18 protein-coding genes, 3 tRNA genes and 1 other annotated feature are annotated in these 21361 nt (G+C 40.8%); of the genes, 12 read left to right on the forward strand and 9 right to left on the reverse strand.

What is annotated here, in order from left to right:
- The 3 genes from ACVC7T_RS06280 to yfmF all read right to left on the reverse strand — a co-directional run bounded on the left by ACVC7T_RS06280 (position 1) and on the right by yfmF (position 3467).
- Positions 1-858, reverse strand: a complete 858-nt coding sequence (locus ACVC7T_RS06280) for a helix-turn-helix domain-containing protein (protein WP_447262655.1) — start codon at positions 856-858, stop codon at positions 1-3.
- Positions 859-936: 78 nt separating this feature from the next.
- Positions 937-2217, reverse strand: coding sequence for an EF-P 5-aminopentanol modification-associated protein YfmH (yfmH, locus tag ACVC7T_RS06285; protein WP_447262656.1), 1281 nt, complete (start codon positions 2215-2217; stop codon positions 937-939).
- Positions 2214-3467, reverse strand: a complete 1254-nt coding sequence (gene yfmF / locus ACVC7T_RS06290) for an EF-P 5-aminopentanol modification-associated protein YfmF (protein ID WP_394731819.1) — start codon at positions 3465-3467, stop codon at positions 2214-2216. Before yfmF ends, yfmH begins: the two co-directional genes overlap by 4 nt.
- Positions 3468-3540: 73 nt before the next feature.
- Here yfmF and yaaA point away from each other — a divergent pair, with 73 nt between their 5' ends.
- Both yaaA and recF read left to right on the forward strand, forming a co-directional pair.
- Entirely contained in the window at positions 3541-3924 is a 384-nt protein-coding gene (yaaA, locus tag ACVC7T_RS06295) for a S4 domain-containing protein YaaA (RefSeq protein ID WP_105106572.1), read from the forward strand.
- 2 nt (positions 3925-3926) lie between these two features.
- On the forward strand, positions 3927-5021 hold the full coding sequence (recF, locus tag ACVC7T_RS06300; RefSeq protein ID WP_447262657.1) for a DNA replication/repair protein RecF: 1095 nt from the start codon (positions 3927-3929) through the stop codon (positions 5019-5021).
- Positions 5022-5064: 43 nt separating this feature from the next.
- Here recF and guaB read toward each other — a convergent pair whose 3' ends face one another.
- Positions 5065-6546 (reverse strand): IMP dehydrogenase, encoded by a 1482-nt coding sequence (gene guaB / locus ACVC7T_RS06305; RefSeq protein WP_105111334.1) that lies wholly within the window; start codon positions 6544-6546, stop codon positions 5065-5067.
- A gap of 221 nt (positions 6547-6767) precedes the next feature.
- Positions 6768-7793, reverse strand: coding sequence for a tryptophan--tRNA ligase (gene trpS / locus ACVC7T_RS06310; RefSeq protein WP_105138557.1), 1026 nt, complete (start codon positions 7791-7793; stop codon positions 6768-6770).
- Positions 7794-7867: 74 nt separating this feature from the next.
- Positions 7868-8078: a binding site (T-box leader), on the reverse strand.
- Between the two features lie 108 nt (positions 8079-8186).
- Between trpS and ACVC7T_RS06315 the strand changes: the two genes are divergently transcribed.
- The 3 genes from ACVC7T_RS06315 to ACVC7T_RS06325 all read left to right on the forward strand — a co-directional run bounded on the left by ACVC7T_RS06315 (position 8187) and on the right by ACVC7T_RS06325 (position 13356).
- Positions 8187-9059, forward strand: coding sequence for a YitT family protein (locus tag ACVC7T_RS06315; protein WP_172059404.1), 873 nt, complete (start codon positions 8187-8189; stop codon positions 9057-9059).
- Between the two features lie 65 nt (positions 9060-9124).
- Positions 9125-10747, forward strand: coding sequence for an ATP-binding cassette domain-containing protein (locus ACVC7T_RS06320; RefSeq protein WP_105111336.1), 1623 nt, complete (start codon positions 9125-9127; stop codon positions 10745-10747).
- A 38-nt stretch (positions 10748-10785) separates the two neighbouring features.
- Positions 10786-13356, forward strand: coding sequence for a YfhO family protein (locus tag ACVC7T_RS06325; RefSeq protein ID WP_105160708.1), 2571 nt, complete (start codon positions 10786-10788; stop codon positions 13354-13356).
- Between the two features lie 60 nt (positions 13357-13416).
- Here ACVC7T_RS06325 and ACVC7T_RS06330 read toward each other — a convergent pair.
- Together ACVC7T_RS06330 and ACVC7T_RS06335 are read right to left on the reverse strand one after the other, a co-directional pair.
- Positions 13417-13489: transfer RNA gene (locus ACVC7T_RS06330), tRNA-Asn, on the reverse strand.
- A 5-nt stretch (positions 13490-13494) separates the two neighbouring features.
- Positions 13495-13566: transfer RNA gene (locus ACVC7T_RS06335), tRNA-Glu, on the reverse strand.
- A 124-nt stretch (positions 13567-13690) separates the two neighbouring features.
- Here ACVC7T_RS06335 and ACVC7T_RS06340 point away from each other — a divergent pair.
- A tRNA-Arg gene (locus ACVC7T_RS06340) sits at positions 13691-13764 on the forward strand.
- On the opposite strand, the gene ACVC7T_RS06345 is transcribed toward ACVC7T_RS06340, so the two are convergent.
- Positions 13762-14439: a YoaK family protein gene (locus ACVC7T_RS06345; protein ID WP_447262658.1), complete on the reverse strand. Its 678-nt coding sequence runs from the start codon at positions 14437-14439 to the stop codon at positions 13762-13764. The two genes, ACVC7T_RS06340 and ACVC7T_RS06345, sit on opposite strands and share 3 nt — an antisense overlap.
- Before the next feature lie 28 nt (positions 14440-14467).
- On the reverse strand, positions 14468-14947 hold the full coding sequence (gene rlmH / locus ACVC7T_RS06350; RefSeq protein WP_105111339.1) for a 23S rRNA (pseudouridine(1915)-N(3))-methyltransferase RlmH: 480 nt from the start codon (positions 14945-14947) through the stop codon (positions 14468-14470).
- Positions 14948-15138: 191 nt separating this feature from the next.
- On the opposite strand from rlmH, the gene ACVC7T_RS06355 reads away from it, so the two are divergent.
- The 6 genes from ACVC7T_RS06355 to ACVC7T_RS06380 all read left to right on the forward strand — a co-directional run bounded on the left by ACVC7T_RS06355 (position 15139) and on the right by ACVC7T_RS06380 (position 21188).
- The gene (locus ACVC7T_RS06355) at positions 15139-16323 is read left to right on the forward strand and encodes a S1C family serine protease (protein ID WP_447262659.1); all 1185 of its coding nucleotides are present in this window, start codon (positions 15139-15141) and stop codon (positions 16321-16323) included.
- Positions 16324-16390: 67 nt separating this feature from the next.
- The gene (locus ACVC7T_RS06360) at positions 16391-17161 is read left to right on the forward strand and encodes a ParB/RepB/Spo0J family partition protein (protein ID WP_105111341.1); all 771 of its coding nucleotides are present in this window, start codon (positions 16391-16393) and stop codon (positions 17159-17161) included.
- Between the two features lie 190 nt (positions 17162-17351).
- Complete coding sequence (dnaA, locus tag ACVC7T_RS06365; protein ID WP_105111342.1) at positions 17352-18767, forward strand: chromosomal replication initiator protein DnaA; 1416 nt, start codon at positions 17352-17354, stop codon at positions 18765-18767.
- 141 nt (positions 18768-18908) lie between these two features.
- Positions 18909-20045, forward strand: a complete 1137-nt coding sequence (dnaN, locus tag ACVC7T_RS06370) for a DNA polymerase III subunit beta (protein WP_105122450.1) — start codon at positions 18909-18911, stop codon at positions 20043-20045.
- A gap of 51 nt (positions 20046-20096) precedes the next feature.
- Positions 20097-20975, forward strand: coding sequence for a diacylglycerol/lipid kinase family protein (locus ACVC7T_RS06375; RefSeq protein WP_105122451.1), 879 nt, complete (start codon positions 20097-20099; stop codon positions 20973-20975).
- Between the two features lie 9 nt (positions 20976-20984).
- Positions 20985-21188 carry a DUF951 domain-containing protein gene (locus ACVC7T_RS06380; RefSeq protein ID WP_105122452.1) on the forward strand — a complete coding sequence of 68 codons (204 nt, stop codon included), beginning with the start codon at positions 20985-20987 and terminating at the stop codon, positions 21186-21188.
- The last annotated feature ends 173 nt before the right edge of the window (positions 21189-21361 follow it).

Below are 21361 nucleotides of genomic sequence, written 5' to 3' on the forward strand. Positions count from 1 at the left end.
TTATTCAACCGTTAAATAGATAACTCCAGGATCAGCTGTGATGGCTGACGTATCCAAACTATTGCCAGCAATTTTGATAGAGACACCCTCTGTCACACCTAAAACCAGATTAGCGGCGTTTATGCCTTCTGGAATAGTCGCCGTGACTGTATTGGTTTCTGGAGATAGAACAAATCCACCCGCAATTTCTGTATCAGATAGACTGACCCAGCTAGTAGCATCTGTCACGGAAAGTTCCACCTCAACTGGACCCGCGTGTTCAGAAAGGACGACCGTCAACTCTGAGCCACCACCCGAGGTCGTTAAAGTCCCTGAAGCCAACTCCTCTTGACTAGATGAACTAGAGGATTCATCTGTACTTGTAGAAGATGTATCACTTGCTTCCTCTGTCGATGCTTGGGAACTCTCTGAAACCACCTGGACAGTCGACGGAGCCAACTCTTTTCGTTCTTGATTCTGAACTCTATTCAATACGACATAGGTCAACAAGATAAAGATAGAGGTCGCAGCTAGTAACAGGTAAACCAATGGTAAAATCGACGGCTTCTTCTTTCTAACCTTATAGCTTCGTTTTAATTCTGAAGCATGCTCTTCTTCCTGCCCATCCTCATGATAGATGACCAAACTATTTGTCATAAAAGCATCTACCAGGACATCACCATCTAGGTCTAGTACTTCCGCATATTTTTGCAAGAAAGAACGCGTATAGGATGGGTCTGGTATGACATCAAAGTTATTAAATTCTAAGGCCTGTAAGTACTTAGCTTGAATCCCCGTCAATCGCTGAATTTCTACAAAATTCCAACCGCGACTCTCTCGGGCAGACCGCAATACCTCTCCTATACTTTTCTGGATCATAGTTTCCTCTCACTTACAATAATTTTCAATATAATATTTTAACAAAAAACTCATGAAATTTCGATGATAAGTTGCTAATTATTTCGGAAAAATCATATAATCTGTCATATCACAGTTCTCAATAAAGGCTTGACCCACTTCCAAGACATCCTGCAGACCGATAGATTCTATCAACTGAGGAAGATCGAAAATACTTGCCCCCTCCAAACTATTGGCTACAAAATGGCTGGCCGTAAATTCCAAAGAATTGAGACTACGAATAAAATCTCCGTACATTTCCTTCTTCAGCAGGGCCAAGTGTTCCTCCGAAACATCCGGATCCTTGGCGAAACGGCTGACAGCCTTGCGCAAGCTGGCTGATAAACTGATTGGTTCCTTGGTATCCGCTGAAAAAATAACATGATGATAGTCTGGTGTTACCTCAACCTGGAAATGGAAGGACGAATCAATTTTCCCCTGATCATACAAGGTCTGGTAACGCTGTGATGTCCAACCAAAAAGCATGGCAAACAAAAGTTGCAGGCTGATTCGATAGGATGGTAAGTTAGCGAGAGAAATGGAATCGTTGCCTCGCAGACCTAATGCCAATTTAGGGCTGGCCACTTCAAAATACTCAGTCCGATTTTTCAAAATATCCAACTTTTTAACCGGCAAATGCTCAATCGGCTCAATCTCTGTATCATTCTGGGCAAGCTGGAAAGTTTTTACCTGTTTCCAGACCTTCTTAACATCAAAATTCCCAATGACAAACAGGCTCATCTTTGAAGGATGATAAAAAGCCTCAAAATTTTCATATAAATCCTCAGCAGTGATAGCCTTGATAGATTCAATCGTGCCAGCGATATCGTGAGCCAGGGCTGTTTCTGGATAAAGGGACGACAATATACCTGTATAGAGACGGTAGTCCGCATCATCCTGATACATCTCAATCTCTTGACCAATAATCCCCTGCTCCTTGGACACATTTTCAGCCGTAAAATGTGGCTCACGGACAAACTGCTGGAGCAAGGCCAGACATTCCAAAACATTTTCCGTTGTTGAAAAGAGGTAGCTAGTCTGCCTCAAGCTAGTATAGGCATTGGCACTAGCCCCCAAATCCGCAAACAAATTCATCACATCATCTTCATCAGCAGTCTCAAATAATTTATGCTCCAGAAAATGAGCAATCCCTTCAGGATAGGAATATTCCTGTCCCTTCTTTTTAAAATGAGTATGAAGGGCACCAAATTCTGTGGTCAAGATACCATAGGTTTCCTTAAAATCTGTTTTGGGAAGAAAGGTAACTGTCAACCCATTGTCAACTGTCGCATAGTAGAGTACTTCCTTCATGTAGGGGTACTTTTTTCTTCTAATTCTCATTCTTTAATGCCCTCCATGAAGTAAACAGCCTGTAAACGCACCAGCTGACCAACTCGTAAAATGTCCTCTCTAGATACCTTGTTTACAGCCTCAATCCACTCTCCCCATGTCACATTCCTTTGACCCATGGTGACCTGATTGTAAACTTGTTCCAGTAGATTATTTTGCCTATCCTGGGCCAGAGTTGCAGAATGAACCAGCATATTTTTTGTCAAATTTAGGTCATCCTCTGTAAACTTCCCTTGCTTAAGAGCCATAACTTGCTGTCTAATCAACTTGATAGCCTTGAGTTTATCTTGTCTGTTGATACCGGCATAAATCTTCAACATTCCTGAAAAGATTGAAATCTGACTGCCAATCGTATAGGCCAAACTTTCTTTTTCCCGCACATTCATAAATAATTTTGAATGGGAAAAAGCACCCAGTAAACCATTGAAAACCAATAAGGCTGGATAGTTTACATCATTGTAAACCACCTGTAAATGGTAAGCTAGTTCTAAAATCGATTGACGAGCCTCTTTTCGCTCAACTCTCTCCCTAGTAACCTTAGAATAAGCTTGCTGGTATTCTAATTCCAACTTGGGGTTACGGTATTTAAAACTGAAAGATGAAAACTTTTCTTGCACCAAAGCCTGGTCTACCTGACCGAGAACGAAAATATCAATCTTATCCAAGCGCAGCATGTTACTATAGGTTTTGAAGGCCGTCTCCGCCGTTACCTGCTCAACCAAATCAATCCGTCCAACACGGGGAATTTGAACTGCCTCATCCTCATAATAAAGTTTACTCATCTCAACATCCGCATGATAAAAATTGTCCTCCACCTCAGTTTCTAAAAAACTAATTAGATTATTTTTCTCAACTGCAAAGACATCTTCCTTAAAGGCACTGCCGTTCTTCAAAGGTTTGAAGAGACAGGCCTCAAGAAAATCAATAATCTCACCGGTAATATCCTCTTGTTCAGGCAAATAGTGAGGGTTGATGTAGGAAATCGTCAAATCCACAAAATGAACTCGTCCTCTCTTTGATACAGAAGTTGAAAAATGAGCTCCGTAGAGTTCTGCCAAACGCATCCGCAAGCGTTGGGCACTAGGATAATCTTGATTGCCCATTTCTAGCAAATTCGCCACCAATACACGTCCTGCAACCGTCTGTTCACTCATCTCCGCCGCAAACCGCACACGAATTCGATTGGTCGTGAATTTATCTGATTCAATAAAATGAAGCTCAACACCTTCTTGTAATTTCATCTTCTTCCTCTTTCAAACATTGTACCTTCCATTATATCATTTTGTGATATAATATTCTGTAACGAGGTGACTTATGGAATTTAAATTATTTGATGACTACATCACATTACAAGCATTGTTAAAAACAACGGGTATTCTCCATTCAGGAGGTGCCATTAAAGGATTTTTAGAAGAAAATACCATTCTTTTCAATGGAGAAGATGAAAAAAGACGCGGTAAAAAAATTCGTATCGGAGATGTTATCACACTCCCAGACCACAACACTAGCATCACAATCGTCGCTCCTAGTGCAGAGGAAATCAAACAGCACCAAGAGGATCAAGCTGACAAAGAACGTGTGGCTGCAATCGTTAAAAAGCTAAATCAAGAAAATAAAAAGAATAAAAAACAAGTAACCCCTACTAAAAAAAGTACAAAAAAAGCCGATAAGAAGCCTGTCCGCTTTCCTGGTATGTAAACATGTGGCTTGAAAGATTAGAATTACGGCACTTTCGCAACTACAGTCAACAGGATATTGAGTTCAACAAAGGACTCAATGTCTTTTTGGGTGAAAATGCCCAAGGTAAGACCAATATTTTGGAATCTATTTACTTTTTAGCCTTGACACGCAGCCACCGTACTCGAACGGACAGGGATCTGCTCCAATTTCAAGAAAAAGAGCTGTCTATTTCTGGTTTACTCAATCGTACAAATGGTAAAGTACCACTTGACATCCACTTGACAGAAAAGGGACGAATTACCAAGGTTAATCACCTCAAGCAAGCCAAACTTTCTAATTACATTGGACATATGAACGTCGTCCTATTTGCTCCAGAAGATTTACAGCTGATAAAAGGTGCGCCTGCTTTGAGAAGAAAATTCATCGATGTCGAACTCGGTCAAATCAAACCCATCTATCTATCTGACTTGACCAACTACAACCATACGCTCAAACAGCGCAATGCCTACCTAAAATCCACTGACAAAGTAGACGAAACCTTTCTATCTGTACTTGACCAGCAACTAGCTGAATATGGCAGTCGGGTTATCCAGCATCGGATTGATTTCCTCAAAAAATTAGAGGAATTTGGTAGCCGAAAAGTAGCCGAAATTTCTGGTCAAAGAGAAGAACTTCGGATTGACTACCTATCATCTGTTTCGTTGACAGACTCTGTCAACCTGGTTGACGATTTCTTGACAGAATTAGAAAAAAGTCGGAAACGAGATTTGTTCAAAAAAAATACTGGAGTGGGACCTCACAGAGACGATATTGCTTTCTTCATCAATGGTATGAATGCCCATTATGGTAGCCAAGGTCAACATCGTAGCCTCGTTCTCTCTCTTAAACTGGCTGAGATTGAGCTCATGAAAGAAATTACGCGAGAATATCCGATTTTACTGCTCGACGATGTGATGAGTGAATTGGACAATAGCCGTCAAGTCAAATTACTGGAAACCATCACAGATAAAATTCAAACCTTTATCACGACAACTTCGCTAGACCATCTCCATCAACTCCCAGAAAGTCTAAAAATATTCCATATTTCCAAGGGAACTGTAAAAGAAGACTTGTAAACATCGTTTACAAGTCTTTCTTTTTTATTTACAGTTTTGTCAATTATTGTACGGAATAGTTTGGTGCTTCGTTTGTAATTTGAACGTCGTGTGGGTGACTTTCTTTCAAACCAGCGCCTGACATTTCAATAAATTGAGCATTTTCACGTAATTCTGTCAGGTTGCCTGCTCCGACATAACCCATACCTGAGCGGAGACCACCGACCATTTGGAAAATCATATCTGCAACAGAACCTTTATAAGCGACACGACCTTCAATACCTTCTGGAACCAGCTTGTTTGCCTCATTGACAGAAGCTTGGAAATAACGATCCTTAGAACCTTGTTTCATGGCTGCGATAGAGCCCATACCGCGGTAGGTCTTGAATTTACGTCCTTGGAAGATTTCTGTTTCCCCCGGTGCTTCATCTGTTCCTGCAAACATTGACCCCAACATAACCGCATGACCACCAGCAGCCAAGGCCTTAACAATATCACCTGAATACTTGATACCACCGTCCGCAATGATGGTCTTACCATACTCACGCGCAACGCCAGCAGCATCGTAAATAGCAGTAACCTGTGGTACACCAACACCCGCAATAACACGAGTGGTACAGATAGAACCAGGTCCAATACCCACCTTGACAACATCCACACCAGCCTCGTAAAGGGCACGAGCTCCCTCAGCTGTAGCAATATTACCTGCAATCAAAGTACGGTCTGGGAAGTGGGCACGAATTTCCGCAATCTTACGGAGAACACCAGCAGAATGCCCATGAGCTGTGTCAATAACAATGGCATCTGCACCAGCTTCAAAGAGAGCCTCCGCACGTTCAAAAGTATCAGAAGTGACACCGACCGCACCAGCTACCAAGAGACGACCAAATTCATCCTTGGCAGCATTTGGAAATTCAATCACTTTTTCAATGTCTTTAATCGTAATCAAGCCTGACAAACGACCATTTTCATCCACCAAAGGCAATTTTTCAATACGGTGTTGGTGGAGAATCGCCTCAGCAGTTTCCAAATCCGTTCCAACAGGAGCTGTTACCAAACCATCGCTGGTCATATTGCTAGAAATCGGCTGTGAGTAATCGGTGATAAAACGCATATCACGGTTGGTAATAATACCCACCAGTTTGCGATTTTCCAGGGTTTCAACAATCGGCACACCTGAAATACGGTAAGTCGCCATCAATTTTTCAGCCTCTGCAATTGTATGCTCTGGTGTTAAGAAGAATGGGTCAATAATAACCCCATTTTCAGAACGTTTTACCTTACGCACTTCATCTGCTTGCTCTGCAATGGACATATTCTTGTGAATGACACCCAGACCACCTGCACGCGCCATAGCAATCGCCATTTTGCTGTCGGTTACCGTATCCATAGCTGCTGAAATGATAGGAAGATTGAGGGTCAAATTCGGAGCTAACTGTGTCTTTAAGTCAATATCGTGTGGCAAGACATGGCTCTCCGCCGGAATGAGCAAGACATCATCAAATGTAAAGCCTTTTTTCAAAAATTTAGTTTCCCAATTTGACATGGATGGTTTCCTCTTTTCTCTTTTGTTTGAAATTTATTTTATCTATGATAACATTTTAAGAATATTTGTCAATCATTATTCGTTTTAATATCATTAAACATAAAAATCCAGAAAATTCTTTCCTAAAATATAAAACATTTACGAACGTTTTAGTTTTAAAAAAATCACAATTAAAAATAAAAAAGCAACGTTTTTCAACATCACTTCTTCATTCGTTAGTCCTATTTAAAATAGTTGATTCCCATAGCATCCTTGACTTGGTCCAGAGTTGTTGCTGCTACTTGACGAGCTTTTTGACTGCCTGCCTCTAACATGGCATAGACCTGTCCCATATCCTGGGCAAATTCCAGACGACGCTCACGAATTAGACCTAATTCCCGCTCCAAAATATCTAAGAGATAACGCTTGGTTTTGACATCTCCCAGACCACCGCGCTGGTAATGCTCCTTCATGGCCTCAATCTCAGCCTGATCTTCCTCACGACCAAAAACATCCAAATAATGGAAAACCATATTTCCTTCAATCTGACCCGGATCCTCGACACGGATATGGTTCGGATCGGTATACATGGACATGACTTTCTTTTTTAAAGTGTCCATGTCATCTGCCAAATAAATCCCATTGCCAAGTGATTTAGACATCTTGGCATTGCCATCCAACCCCGGCAAACGACCTGCAGCCTCGTTTTCAGGGTAAATCCCTTCTGGTTCCACCAAAACATCCGTCTGATAAGCGTGATTAAAACTACGAACCAGCTCACGGGTCTGCTCAATCATGGGCTTTTGATCGGTTCCAACTGGTACAAAGTTTGCCTTGAAAGCTGTAATATCTGCAGCCTGAGAAACCGGGTAGACCAAGAAACCTGCTGGAATGCCTTCACCAAAGCCCTTCTGGGCAATTTCTGTCTTGACAGTCGGATTGCGTTCCAGACGAGCAACTGACACCAGGTTCATATAGTACATAGTCAATTCAGCCAATTCTGGAATTTGACTTTGGATGAAAATGGTTGTCTTAGCTGGATCGAGACCTGCCGCTAAGTAGTCCAAGGCTACGTTACCAACCGACTCAATAATCTTCTGCGGTTCTTTAGCATGGTCTGTCAAAGCTTGTTGGTCTGCCAAAAATACAAATAATTCATGATTGCCTGCATTCTGTAAGAGCACACGATTTTTCAAGGAACCTACATAATGACCAATATGTAATTTTCCGGTCGGTCGATCGCCTGTTAAAATAATTGGTTTTGTCATAACTTCTCCTTTTACACTTATTTACAACACTGTAAACTTATTGTCAACAAAAATAAAAGCCCAGCACAAGTCTGTGCAAGGGCGTCAAGGACACGGTACCACCTTAGCTTATGAACAGTAAAGCCATTCATTTCTCTTTGCACATAAGGCCTGCTAGCCAAATCCTTATTTGTTCAGATTCCTATTTACCATCAGCCCATTCATAAAGAAGAATTACTTGTTTACACCGACCACAAGCTCTCTAAAAACCGTTCCTTTACTACTCTTCTGATTGATTATCATTATAACTGCTAACTAAAAGAAAGTCAAGCTGAGAAAGCCTTGACGATTGGCTTAAAATTCTGCATAATAGAACGTGCGTGTATATTAGAATATAGTATTAAAGGAGAAATCATGAAAGACAAGTTAAAAGATATTTCATTTGTGACGGCGGGTAGCATCATTATGGCTATTGGCTTCAATAGTTTTTTTCTGGAAAGTAATATTGTATCTGGAGGAATTGGTGGCCTGGCCATTGCCTTAAACACATTATTCGGTTGGGACCCAGCTACCTTTGTACTATTCTGCAATATTCCTCTCCTGGTAATTTGTTTCTATTTCCTTGGGAAATCTGTCTTTGTAAAAACTGTTTACGGTGCCATCCTCTACCCATTCTGCATGAAATTGACAGCTGGTTTGCCAAATTTGACCGATAATCCTTTACTTGCTGCAATTTTTGGAGGTATTGTTCTAGGTTTTGGTCTCGGACTTGTCTTTCTCGGTAATTCATCAACGGGAGGAACAGGCATCCTCATCCAATTTATCCATAAGTATTCTCCCCTATCACTCAGTCAAACCATGGTTATTATTGATGGTATTATCGTTGGCCTTGGCTTTATCGCCTTCGATCCTGATACTGTCATGTACTCCATCCTTGCCTTGATGACCATCAGCTATGTGATCAACCGTATGATGACGGGTACAAACTCTTCTCGAAACCTTTTTATTATTTCCCAAAAATACAAGGAAATCAAATCCTATATCACGACCGAAGTGGACCGTGGAGTAACAGAATTGCCCGTAATTGGTGGCTATACTGGGTCTGAAAAACGCATGTTAATGACAACTGTTTCTATCCCAGAAGTACAAAAATTGGAAAATCATATACTCCAAATTGACGAAACAGCCTTTATTATTATCTTACCAGCTAGCCAAGTTCGTGGTCGCGGCTTCAGCTTACAAAAAGATCATAAATCCTATGACGAAGATATTTTGATCCCAGGATGATTATAATTGAAGTTTAGACTGCTTTCTAGTACAATAAATCTAATAGACAGAAAATAGGAGAAACTATGCTTACAGTATCAGACGTGTCGCTCCGCTTTAGCGACCGCAAATTATTCGACGATGTCAACATCAAGTTTACAGCTGGAAATACCTACGGTTTGATTGGTGCCAACGGTGCCGGTAAATCAACTTTCCTGAAGATTTTAGCAGGAGATATTGAGCCAACAACTGGCCACATTTCACTCGGTCCAGACGAGCGTTTGTCCGTCCTCCGTCAGAATCACTTTGACTACGAAGATGAGCGCGTGATTGACGTGGTTATCATGGGAAATGAGCAGCTATATAGCATTATGAAGGAAAAAGATGCTATTTACATGAAGGAAGATTTTTCTGATGAAGACGGTGTCCGTGCTGCCGAGTTGGAGGGCGAATTTGCCGAGCTTGGTGGCTGGGAAGCTGAAGCTGAGGCTTCACAATTGCTCCAAAACCTGAACATTGCTGAAGACCGCCACTACCAAAACATGAGCGAATTAACCAACGGTGAAAAGGTTAAGGTGCTTTTGGCCAAGGCCCTCTTTGGTAAGCCAGACGTCCTTCTGCTGGACGAGCCGACCAACGGTTTGGACATCCAGTCTATCAACTGGTTAGAAGATTTCTTGATTGATTTTGAAAATACCGTCATCGTCGTATCCCACGATCGCCACTTCCTCAACAAAGTGTGTACCCACATGGCGGACTTAGATTTCGGTAAAATCAAAATTTTTGTCGGTAACTACGACTTCTGGAAACAATCATCTGAATTGGCAGCCCGTTTACAGGCTGACCGCAATGCTAAGGCGGAAGAAAAAATCAAGGAATTGCAAGAATTCGTTGCCCGTTTCTCTGCCAACGCTTCAAAATCCAAACAGGCAACCTCTCGTAAAAAAATGCTGGATAAAATCGAGTTGGAAGAAATCATTCCATCCAGCCGTAAGTACCCATTTATCAACTTCAAGGCCGAGCGTGAGATTGGTAACGACCTGCTGACAGTTGAAAATCTCAAGGTTGTTATCGATGGAGAGACGATTTTGGACAATATCAGCTTTATCCTCCGTCCAGGTGATAAGGCCGCTATCATCGGTCAAAACGACATCCAGACAACTGCCCTTATGCGTGCCCTGGCTGGCGACATCGACTATGAAGGAACCATCAAATGGGGTGTAACCACTTCACAATCTTACCTGCCAAAAGACAATACAAAAGACTTCGCAACTGGCGAATCTATCTTGGAATGGCTCCGTCAGTTCGCTGAAAAAGGTGAAGACGACGATACATTCTTGCGTGGATTCCTTGGTCGTATGCTTTTCTCAGGCGACGAAGTCAAGAAGTCTGTCAACGTCTTGTCAGGGGGAGAAAAAGTCCGTGTCATGCTATCTAAGCTCATGCTGCTCAAGTCAAACGTCCTCTTGCTGGATGACCCAACCAACCACTTGGACTTGGAATCCATCTCTAGCCTTAACGATGGCGTGAAAGACTTCAAAGAGTCCGTTATCTTTGCCAGTCACGACCATGAATTCATTCAAACCATTGCCAACCACATCGTTGTCATCTCGAAAAACGGGGTCATTGACCGTATCGATGAGACCTATGATGAGTTCCTTGAAAATGCTGAAGTACAGGCAAAAGTTCAAGAACTCTGGAAAGCATAATCAAAAAAGGCGATTTTATCGCCTTTTCTTATAAATTTATGAAATCAATTTTTAAACATAAGTCCATTTTTTATCTATTAGCCTTTTTTCTTCCCTTTACAATAATGGTCATTATCTTGTCAACCCAAGGTATTTGGTGGGGAAGTGATACAACCATTTTGGCCAGCGATGGGTTCCATCAATATGTCATCTTTCATCAAACTTTACGGAATGCTTTACACGGTAATAGTTCAATCTTTTATACCTTTACAAGTGGGTTAGGCTTGAATTTCTACGCCCTATCGTCTTACTACCTGGGCTCTTTTCTATCGCCTTTAGTATATTTCTTTGACTTGCAGTCCATGCCAGACTATATTTATCTGTCAACTATTGTAAAGTTTGGCTTGATAGGCTTGTCAACCTATACTAGCCTGAGAGGCATTTATAAAAACATCAAAACTGAATGGAGCTTACTTCTCTCTACCAGCCTTGCTCTCATGAGTTTCTCAACTAGTCAGTTAGAAATTTCCAGTTGGCTGGACGTTTTTATTCTGGTTCCTATTATTTTACTGAGTTTACACAGAATGCTGACTGGTAAAGGTCGGATTATCTACTATATCAGTCTAGCCTGTCTTTTCATTCAAAACTACTACTTTGGTTACATGACTGCCATCTTTTTATTGATTTGGACACTTGCTCAGCTAACAAAATTCGATAAAAAAATTATTCGATTTATAGACTTTACAGTGGTGTCAATTATGTCAACATTGACTGCTATGGTCATGTTACTGCCAACCTATCTAGACCTAAAGACTCACGGAGAGACATTTACAAAGATTGTCAACTTAAAAACTGAGGACTCCTGGTATCTAGACTTTTTTGCTAAGAGCCTAGTTGGAAGTTTTGACACCACAAAATTTGGATCTATTCCGATGATTTTTGTTGGACTAACTCCGCTAATTTTAGCCTTGCTCTACTTTACTGTCAAAGAAATAAAATGGCAGACAAAATTAGCAAATGGACTGCTAGTAACCTTTATCATTGCAAGTTTTTATCTACAACCACTCAATCTATTCTGGCAGGGAATGCACGCGCCAAATATGTTTCTCTACCGCTACGCCTGGGTACTATCTATTGTCATTATTTATCTAGCAGCAGAAACCAGCACCTATTTGACCAACATTAAAATATGGCAAATTTGCCTTCCCTTTACAATTCTGTCAACCGGTTTTATCCTCACATATATTTTTAAAAATCACTACTATTTCTTGGACACTGTAAACTTTTTACTAAGTTTTGAATTTCTCTTTGCCTATCTTGTTCTATTTGTCAGCCTTCATTATTTCAAGTTTGATATCAAGTGGATACCTCTTTCTTTCTTACTGTTTACCTTATTAGAACTTGGTCTCCACACTCATTACCAGGTTCAGGGAATTTCAGATGAGTGGCATTTCCCTAGTCGGTCGAATTACGAAGAAAAGTTGACAGATATTGACAATCTTGTAAAAGAGACTAAGAGTGACAATGAATACTTCTATCGAATGGAACGCTTGTTACCTCAAACCGGTAATGATAGCATGAAGTTCAATTATAATGGTATTTCTCAATTTTCATCCATTCGCAATCGCGCTTCTAGTTCTACTTTAGATAAACTGGGTTTCCGTTCAGACGGTACCAATCTAAATCTGCGTTACCAGAACAACACCTTGATTGCGGATAGCCTATTTGGCATAACCTACAATCTGGCAAGCACAAATCCCAATAAATATGGATTTGATTTTCAGAAGAGTACCGATAGTATCAGTCTCTATAAGAATAACTACAGTCAGGGATTAGCACTTTTGACCAATTCTGTTTACAAAGATATCAAGTTTACAAATATGTCCTTGGATAATCAATCTGCCTTTCTAAATGAACTGACAGGACTGGATTACAAGTATTTTTATCAGATTAAGGACGTTCAATCATTCAATGGTGTTGACCTTGGGGGCCGCATAACTGTAAATAAACCTGTCAATCAGATCGATGCAACTATTACTTATAAACTAAATGTTCCAGCCAATAGCCAGGTCTATCTCAATTTACCAAATATTAGCTTCTCAAACGACTCTGTCAAAAGAGTTGTCATAACTGTCAACAACCTGTCAAATGAGTTCACACTTGACAACAGCTTTTCCTTCTTCAATATTGGTTATTTCTTAGAGGATACTGAACTTTCCTTCTCTATTCATTTTCCAGAAAACGAACAAGTTAGCTTTGATAAACCGCAATTTTTTCGGTTAGACCTTGGCCAATATTCTGAGGCTATGGAAATACTAGCCAGTAAGCAAGTTGTATCCACCGTAAAGTCGAACAAGGTAGAAGTAGAATTTTCAAGTCAAAATCCTGCTAGTCTGCTCCTAACCCTTCCTTATGATAAGGGATGGACTGCAAGCATCGATGGTAAAAAAGTACCAATATTAAAAGCACAAAATGGTTTTATGAAACTGGACGTAGAGCCTGGTCAACGACAGGCCGTCTTGACATTTATTCCACATGGATTTTACTTGGGATTAGGAATTTCCACGACAGCTATCTGTTTCTTTATTTTCTATAATTATTTGTTCAATAGACATAAGAACCGAGGTTAAACCTCGGTTTTTGTAGTGCAAAAAAACCTTGATTTCTCAAGGTTTCCTAGTCTTTATTTACTCCGCCAACAGGGCTCGAACCTGTGACATCATGATTAACAGTCATGCGCTCTACCAACTGAGCTATGGCGGATGATATAGTCCGTACGGGATTCGAACCCGTGTTACCGCCGTGAAAAGGCGGTGTCTTAACCCCTTGACCAACGGACCATTATCAGTACGCTAACTAGTATAATACATGACCTTATTTTTGTCAACATTTTTTCAGATTTTTTTCACTTTCCGGCAACTTGACAGCTACCTATCTTTCATGTAAAATAGAAGAGTTGAAAGAGGTTCCATAGCTCAGCTGGATAGAGCATTCGCCTTCTAAGCGAACGGTCGCAGGTTCGAATCCTGCTGGAATCATCTCCGACCTGCTCTGGCGGGTCTTTTTTCTTTCCATAATTCCCAATTTATATACAAAACAAAGGGGAGGACACCTATGAGGGCATATTCTCCAAAGGATTGGGAAAACAGAGTAGATAGACAAACTCCAAGCATGAACCCTAAAATAATAATGTAGATATTTCGACCAGTTTCCTGCAAGTGTGCGTTCTTTTCCATCAATCCCTTAAAACAAATATAGGCTGCGTTTTTGACATTTCCAGTCATCATCACATTGGCATAATGGACACCCTTAAGACTTCTAAAAGTCTCTACTTGGATGGAAGCTGTAAAGGCCAATAAGCCCATAGTAAAAAATGAATTGACAAAGGGCGTCAGAACGATTGTCAATACAATCAAGCATAAAATGATTAAACTGCTTCCAAAATGCCAAGGATAGCGGTGTTTCAAAAAATATTTTTTGGCTAAATAAGTAAAAAATTGCCCCAGTGTAAAGAATACAATTGGGACTAAAAAGTGAATTGTACTCTTGATGCTGCCCTGGGCTAAATGACTAGCTAACAAAACGACATTACCAGACTGGACACCTGCAAACCGGCCACCCTGGGTCAAATAAGAAAAGGCATTCAAATAGCCGCTGACAAAGGTCAGACAGGTAGCCACTCTTAGCCCCTCATACACACGATACTCTCTCATTCTCTCATCTTCCTTGTTTCACGTGAAACTATTTGTGATAGGGACTTCCCTGTTGGATCATAAAGGCCCTGTATATTTGTTCCATCAAAACCAACTTCATCAATTGATGGGGCAGCGTCAATTTTCCAAAACTCATCAACAAATTCGCCCTTTTTTTAACCGAATCTGCCAATCCAAGGCTGCCTCCAATTACAAAGGAAATTTCTGAAAATCCTTTTATTGTAATATCTTCTAATTTTTTGCTAAATTCTTCTGAAGGAAATTGATTGCCCTCAATGGCCAAAGCGATGACAAAGTCGCGCTCGTTGATTTTAGATAAAATCCGCTCCGCTTCCTTGGCCAATATTTGCTCGTTCTCAGCCTGACTAGCCTTGTCGGGTGTTTTTTCATCTGCTAATTCAAGCAGCTCCAATTTGGTAAACCGACTGAGCCGCTTGCTATACTCAGCAATGCCATCTTTTAAATATTTCTCTTTTAGTTTTCCAACTGTAATCACTTTTATTTTCATATTTCTATTGTAACATATCCACAAACTATCTAACAGATGAAATGGATAATAAGGCAAGGAAATAGGGAGTATATACACAGAAGAAAAAAGTTATCCACAGCTTGTGGATTGATTTTTGAAAATTTTAAGTTATAATTAAGAAAGGTAGTGTAATCTTTAGAAAATGGATTAAATCTGAAAGGGAAAAAGTCATGAAAAAGTATTTGAAATTTATCATTCTATTCGCCTTTGGGTTTCTAGGAGGAATCAGTGGCTATCTGGTTGCGTCCTCTTTCCAAAATCCCGCAGCTCCACAGCAAGCGGGGTCTGGTGAAACCACCATCAGCAAAGTTCAGTATCAAAATGAGAATTCAACAACCAAGGCTGTGGAAAAAGTACAGGATGCCGTAGTATCTGTCATCAATTACCAGCAGCCTACACCAAATAGCCTCAGCTCTATTTTTGGTACTATTGAAAGCTCCGATGAGCTGGCCCTGGCAGGAGAGGGATCTGGTGTTATATATAAAAAAGATGGCAAGGATGCCTACATTGTCACCAACAATCACGTTATTGCTAATGCTGAAAAAATTGACATTCTCTTAGCATCTGGTGAGAAAGTTAGTGGACAGCTAGTGGGAGCAGACACCTATTCAGATATAGCCGTTATCAAGATCGATGCTGAGAAAGCCCACTCTGTCGCTGAATTTGCCAATTCAGACAGCATTAAGGTCGGAGAAACAGCCATCGCTATCGGTAGTCCTTTAGGTAGTGTTTACGCCAATACCGTCACCCAGGGCATTATTTCCAGCCTTAGCCGGACTGTCACTTCTCAAACAGAGGACGGACAAACCATCTCCACCAATGCAATCCAAACAGATACAGCCATTAACCCAGGTAATTCTGGTGGCCCCCTCATCAATATTCAGGGTCAGGTTATCGGAATCAATTCAAGTAAGATAACTTCCAGTTCTCTGGCCAATAATGGTGGTGTCTCTATAGAAGGTATGGGATTTGCGATTCCTTCAAATGACGCTGTTTCTATTATCAATCAATTGGAAACAAATGGTAAGGTAGTTCGTCCAGCCTTGGGCGTTCACATGGTCGACTTGACCGATCTGTCAACCAGTCAATTAGAAAAAGCAGGTCTGGCAAATACAGATTTAACCTCAGGTGTAGTAGTTGTTTCAACCGAGTCAGGCCTACCAGCTGATGGCAAATTAAAAACCTACGATGTCATTACTGAGATCAATAGTAAGAAAATTGAGAGCAAGAGCGATTTACAGAGTGCCCTTTACAAACAAAAAATTAACGACACGATTACAGTCACCTATTACCGTCAAGGCAAAGAAGAGAAGGTTGACATAAAGTTGACACACTCTACGGACGCCCTTTCTTAATAGTTGGAACAAAAACCTTACTTTACAGCATTGTAAAGTAAGTTTTTTTTTGCTAGAATGTCACTGTATGGAAGAATTAAAAAAGATAGCGATTAAGGATATTCAAACAAATCCTTTTCAGCCACGAAAACATTTTGACCAAGAAAAATTATTGGAACTAGCCCAGTCTATCCGAGAAAATGGAATTATCCAACCGATTATCGTCCGAAAATCCTCTCTCATAGGCTATGAATTATTGGCTGGAGAACGACGTTTACGAGCCAGTCAATTAGCCGGTCTAAAAGAAATTCCAGCCCTTGTAAAGGAATTATCCGATGACCAGCTCATGTTGCAGGCTATTATCGAAAACCTCCAACGGTCGGACTTGAATCCCATTGAAGAAGCAGCATCTTATCAAAAATTGATTGAAAAGGGGCTGACCCACGATGAAATTGCTCAAATTATGGGCAAATCCCGCCCTTATATTTCCAATCTTCTGCGTTTGCTGAGCCTCAGTAACAGGACCATTACTGCCATTGAAACCGGAGAAATCAGCCAGGGGCATGCCCGTCTCTTAATCGGTCTTCCTGAATCGAAACAAGTCTACTGGATAGAGCGTATCCAACAGGAGCAATTAAGTGTTCGTTGGCTGGAAAATGCTTTGAAAAAGAAGAAAAAACAAGCCCCACCGAAAACAAATCTCTTTTTGAAGGAGCAAGAAACTGAATTACAGAAACTCCTAGGAACCATGGTCACGATTAGACAGCAGAAATCTGGTCAGGGGAAGATTAGCCTATCCTTTGATTCCAACGAAGAATTCGAAAGAATTATCAACACCTTAAAAAAATTGTGTGACTAATAAAAATAATCCCCCTACTTATAAACAGGAATAAATAGTGGAAAAAGCCGATTTTATCGTGATAAATTTACTTATTCACATCTTGTGGATAAGTGATATAAACAGTGTGGAAAAATATTTATTCTTGTGGAAAACTTTTTCCTTTTATGGTAAACTTAGAATAAGCACTTTTTAGGAAGGGAGGCTTCAAATGGACAAGGAACAAGAATTTTGGAATCGATTTATTGAACTAGCCCAGTCCAGTCTTTCCAATTCTGTCTACGAGCTACTGGTTGAAGAAGCGCGCCTGATTGAATTGCAGGATGGCGTTGCAACAATTTTTCTCGCTGGAACTAGCGACAGTATACTGGCCAGTAAGAAAAAATTGTGGAAACAAAATATTGAAGAACTGATACTGATTGCTGGTTTAGAAGTGTTGGGTGAGCAAATTTCCGTCACCTACCATACCTATCAATCTGTATCAGAACCAAAATCTGACAAGGCCTATAAAGCTGATAAGGTCGTTACAACACCAGCAGAAGCAGATACTCCAGCTCCGATAGGCAAGCCCAGCAAATCCAGTTTTCTTCCGATTCAATCAGGCATCCAGCCCCAATACACCTTTGATAACTTTGTCCAAGGTGGTAGTAATATGATGGCCAAATCTGCTGCTCTAGCTGTAGCTCATTCACCTGGACAGCTCTACAATCCTCTCTTTATCTGGGGAGGACCTGGTCTTGGGAAAACTCACTTGCTCAACGGAATTGGTAACCAAGTCCTGGGAGACAATCCACACGCGCGTGTTCAATATGTCACATCTGAATCCTTCCTTAACGAATTTGTCAACTATCTCACCAAAAAAGAACTGGACATGGAAGAATTTAAGGAGCACTATAGAAATCTTGACCTGTTGCTCATTGATGACATCCAGCTCTTAAAGGGGAAGGCTTCAACACAGGAAGAATTCTTCCACACCTTTGATGCTCTCTTGAGCCAAGGAAAACAGATTGTCCTAACCAGCGATCGAAATCCAGATAGCCTGGATAATTTGGAAGACCGCCTGGTATCCCGCTTTAGTTGGGGAGCTACCTGCCAGATTTACCCACCAGATATCGAAACGCGCGAGGCCATCCTCAGAACCAAGTGTGCCACCTATCCATTTGAATTTCCAAATGATACCCTGACCTATCTGGCAGGCCAAATCCAGTCCAATGTCAGAAATTTAGAAGGTATTCTCAAAGATATCAGCCTCCTGGCTGGAATGAGAAATTTGACCACTATCACCGTCGACATTGCAGCTGAGGCCATCCGAGGACGCAATCAGGCAGCACCAAAAAATTCTGTTATCCCAATTGAAACCATCCAGACTGAGGTCGGAAAATTCTACGGCGTTAGCCTCAAGGAAATAAAGGGAAGCAAGAGATTGCAAAATATTGTCCTAGCCCGTCAGGTAGCCATGTATCTAGCAAGGGAAATGACGGACAACTCCCTTCCAAAAATTGGCAAGGCCTTCGGTAATCGAGACCACACAACTGTCATGCATGCCTATAAAAAAATAAGGGACATGCTCAAGAATAACGAAAGCTTCCTGATTGAAATTACAAATATCAAAAATAAGATCATGTAATCCCATACTTGTGCGCAGTTTTCCACAAGTTGTAAACAAGCCTTTTTTCCTATTCTGATGCGCTTGCTTACACTTTTCCACAGAATACACAGGCTCTACTACTATTACTAACCCTTATTATATATAAATAAAGGAGAATCCATGATTCAATTTTCCATTAACAAAACTGTTTTCCTACAAGCATTAAATATTACCAAACGTGCTATCAGTACCAAGAATGCTATTCCTATTTTATCTACTGTTAAAATTGCTGTTAATACGGAAGGTATTACCCTGATTGGTTCCAATGGTCAAATTTCTATCGAACACTTTATTTCTGTTCAAGATAAAAATGCTGGTCTTTTGATTAGCTCAACCGGAGCTATCCTTCTGGAAGCAGCTTTCTTTATCAACGTAGTTTCTAGCATGCCTGATTTAGTTCTTGATTTTAATGAAATCGAACAAAAGCAGATTGTCTTGACTAGTGGTAAATCTGAAATTACCCTCAAAGGAAAAGAAGCAGAGCAATACCCACGTTTGCAAGAAGTGCCAACTTCAAAACCTCTGGTATTGGAAACAAAAGTCCTTAAGCAAACCATCAACGAAACAGCCTTTGCGGCCTCAACTCAGGAAAGTCGTCCAATCCTAACTGGTGTGCACTTTGTGCTAACAGATAATAAACAGCTCAAAACAGTGGCTACCGACTCCCACCGTCTCAGCCAGCGTAAATTGGTCTTGGAGACTGCAGGAGATGATTTCAATGTGGTCATCCCAAGCCGCTCTCTCCGCGAATTTACGGCCGTATTTACCGATGAAATTGAAAAGGTAGAGGTTTTCTTCTCCAACAACCAAATCCTCTTCAGAAGCGAGTATATTAGTTTCTATACCCGTCTTTTGGAAGGGACCTATCCAGATACCGACCGTCTCATTCCAAAAGAATTTAAGACGACAGCTGTTTTTGATACCTCCCACCTCCGTCAGTCTATGGAGCGTGCTCGTCTCTTGTCCAATGCTACTCAGAATGGAACGGTGAAACTGGAAATTACCAAGGGTATTGTCTCAGCCCATGTCAATTCTCCAGAAGTAGGCCGCGTCAATGAAGAAATCGATACCTTGGACGTTTCAGGTGAGGATCTGGTGATCAGCTTCAACCCAACTTATCTGATTGAAGCCCTCAAAGCGACCAACAGTGAGCAGGTGAAGGTGAGCTTTATTTCCAACGTTCGTCCATTTACTCTGGTACCAATCAGTGAGGATGACGATTTTATCCAATTGGTAACCCCTGTTCGTACCAACTAATAACAGTAAAAGCGGCCATTGAGCCGTTTTTATGTTATACTAAAATTACCTATGATTGTACACATTTTAGCAAATCCAAATGCTGGCAGCCATTCTGCAGAGAGTATAATAGACCAGCTTAAAAAAACTTATCCACAAGTAGAATTTAAGACCTATCTGACCCAGGGTAAGCATGATGAGAAAGTTCAGATTCAAAAGATTTTAGAAGGCTATGGAGATGGGGATAGACTGCTCATTTTAGGTGGAGACGGTACGCTATCTAAAAGCCTGACGGATTGGCCAAGCCAACTACCTTTTGCTTATTATCCGACAGGTTCGGGCAATGATTTCGCCAAATCAATGAAAATCAGAGAGATAGATACTGTCCTAACTGCCCTCTTGACAGAAAAAACGCAGTCTATTTGTGTTTTGAAGACGTCCTTTGGGATTATTGTCAATAGTATGGATGCTGGTTTTGCTGCCCAGGTGATTGCACGCTCAGAATCCTCTAAGCTCAAAAACTGGCTTAAGCGCGTGAAAGTTGGCAAATTGACCTATCTGATAATGGCTATCAGAAGTCTTTTAGATGCGCAGTCCTTGACATTGGACGCGGTCATTGATGGCCAGAAACAACAGTTGAAGAATCTCTTTTTCCTGTCTCTTGCCAACAATACCTACTTTGGCGGTGGTATCATGATTTGGCCGGAAGCCTCTGCTCATGAGCAGAAAATCGATTTGGTTTATATTGAAAACGGCCCAATTCATAGACGTGTGCTGGCCTTGCTCGATTTGGTCCTTAAGCGTCATAAGAAATCCAAATATATCAAACATATCCAGTGCCAAACCATTTCTATCAAAATCAGTCAGCAAATCCTATTTCAAACGGATGGTGAAATGCTGGCGGGGACAGAGTTTGCATTGACTTGCCAAGAAAGAAAAATCTATCTATAAGGAGTTAACATGTATCAATTAGGAACATTTGTCGAAATGAAAAAGCCTCATGCCTGTGTCATCAAATCGACTGGCAAAAAAGCCAATAAGTGGGAAGTCATTCGTTTAGGTGCAGATATTAAAATCCGTTGCAGCAACTGTGACCATGTGGTTATGATGAGCCGGCATGATTTTGAGCGGAAAATGAAGAAAGTTCTTGATAGCGAGTCCTAGTTGACAGTTTGCAACTGCTGGTTGCGACAAGTTCCTAAGAATTGCTAGGCAATCAATCCATGGATAATTATAATTTTGTCATCAGTTTTATCATGATAAATAATGTAGTCATATTTTCATTGTATTTTCATAAATAAAATTTTCTAATTTCGTTCCGTCATATCGCCTTTTTC

It is taken from the genome of Streptococcus sp. P25B114 (genome assembly GCF_053010325.1).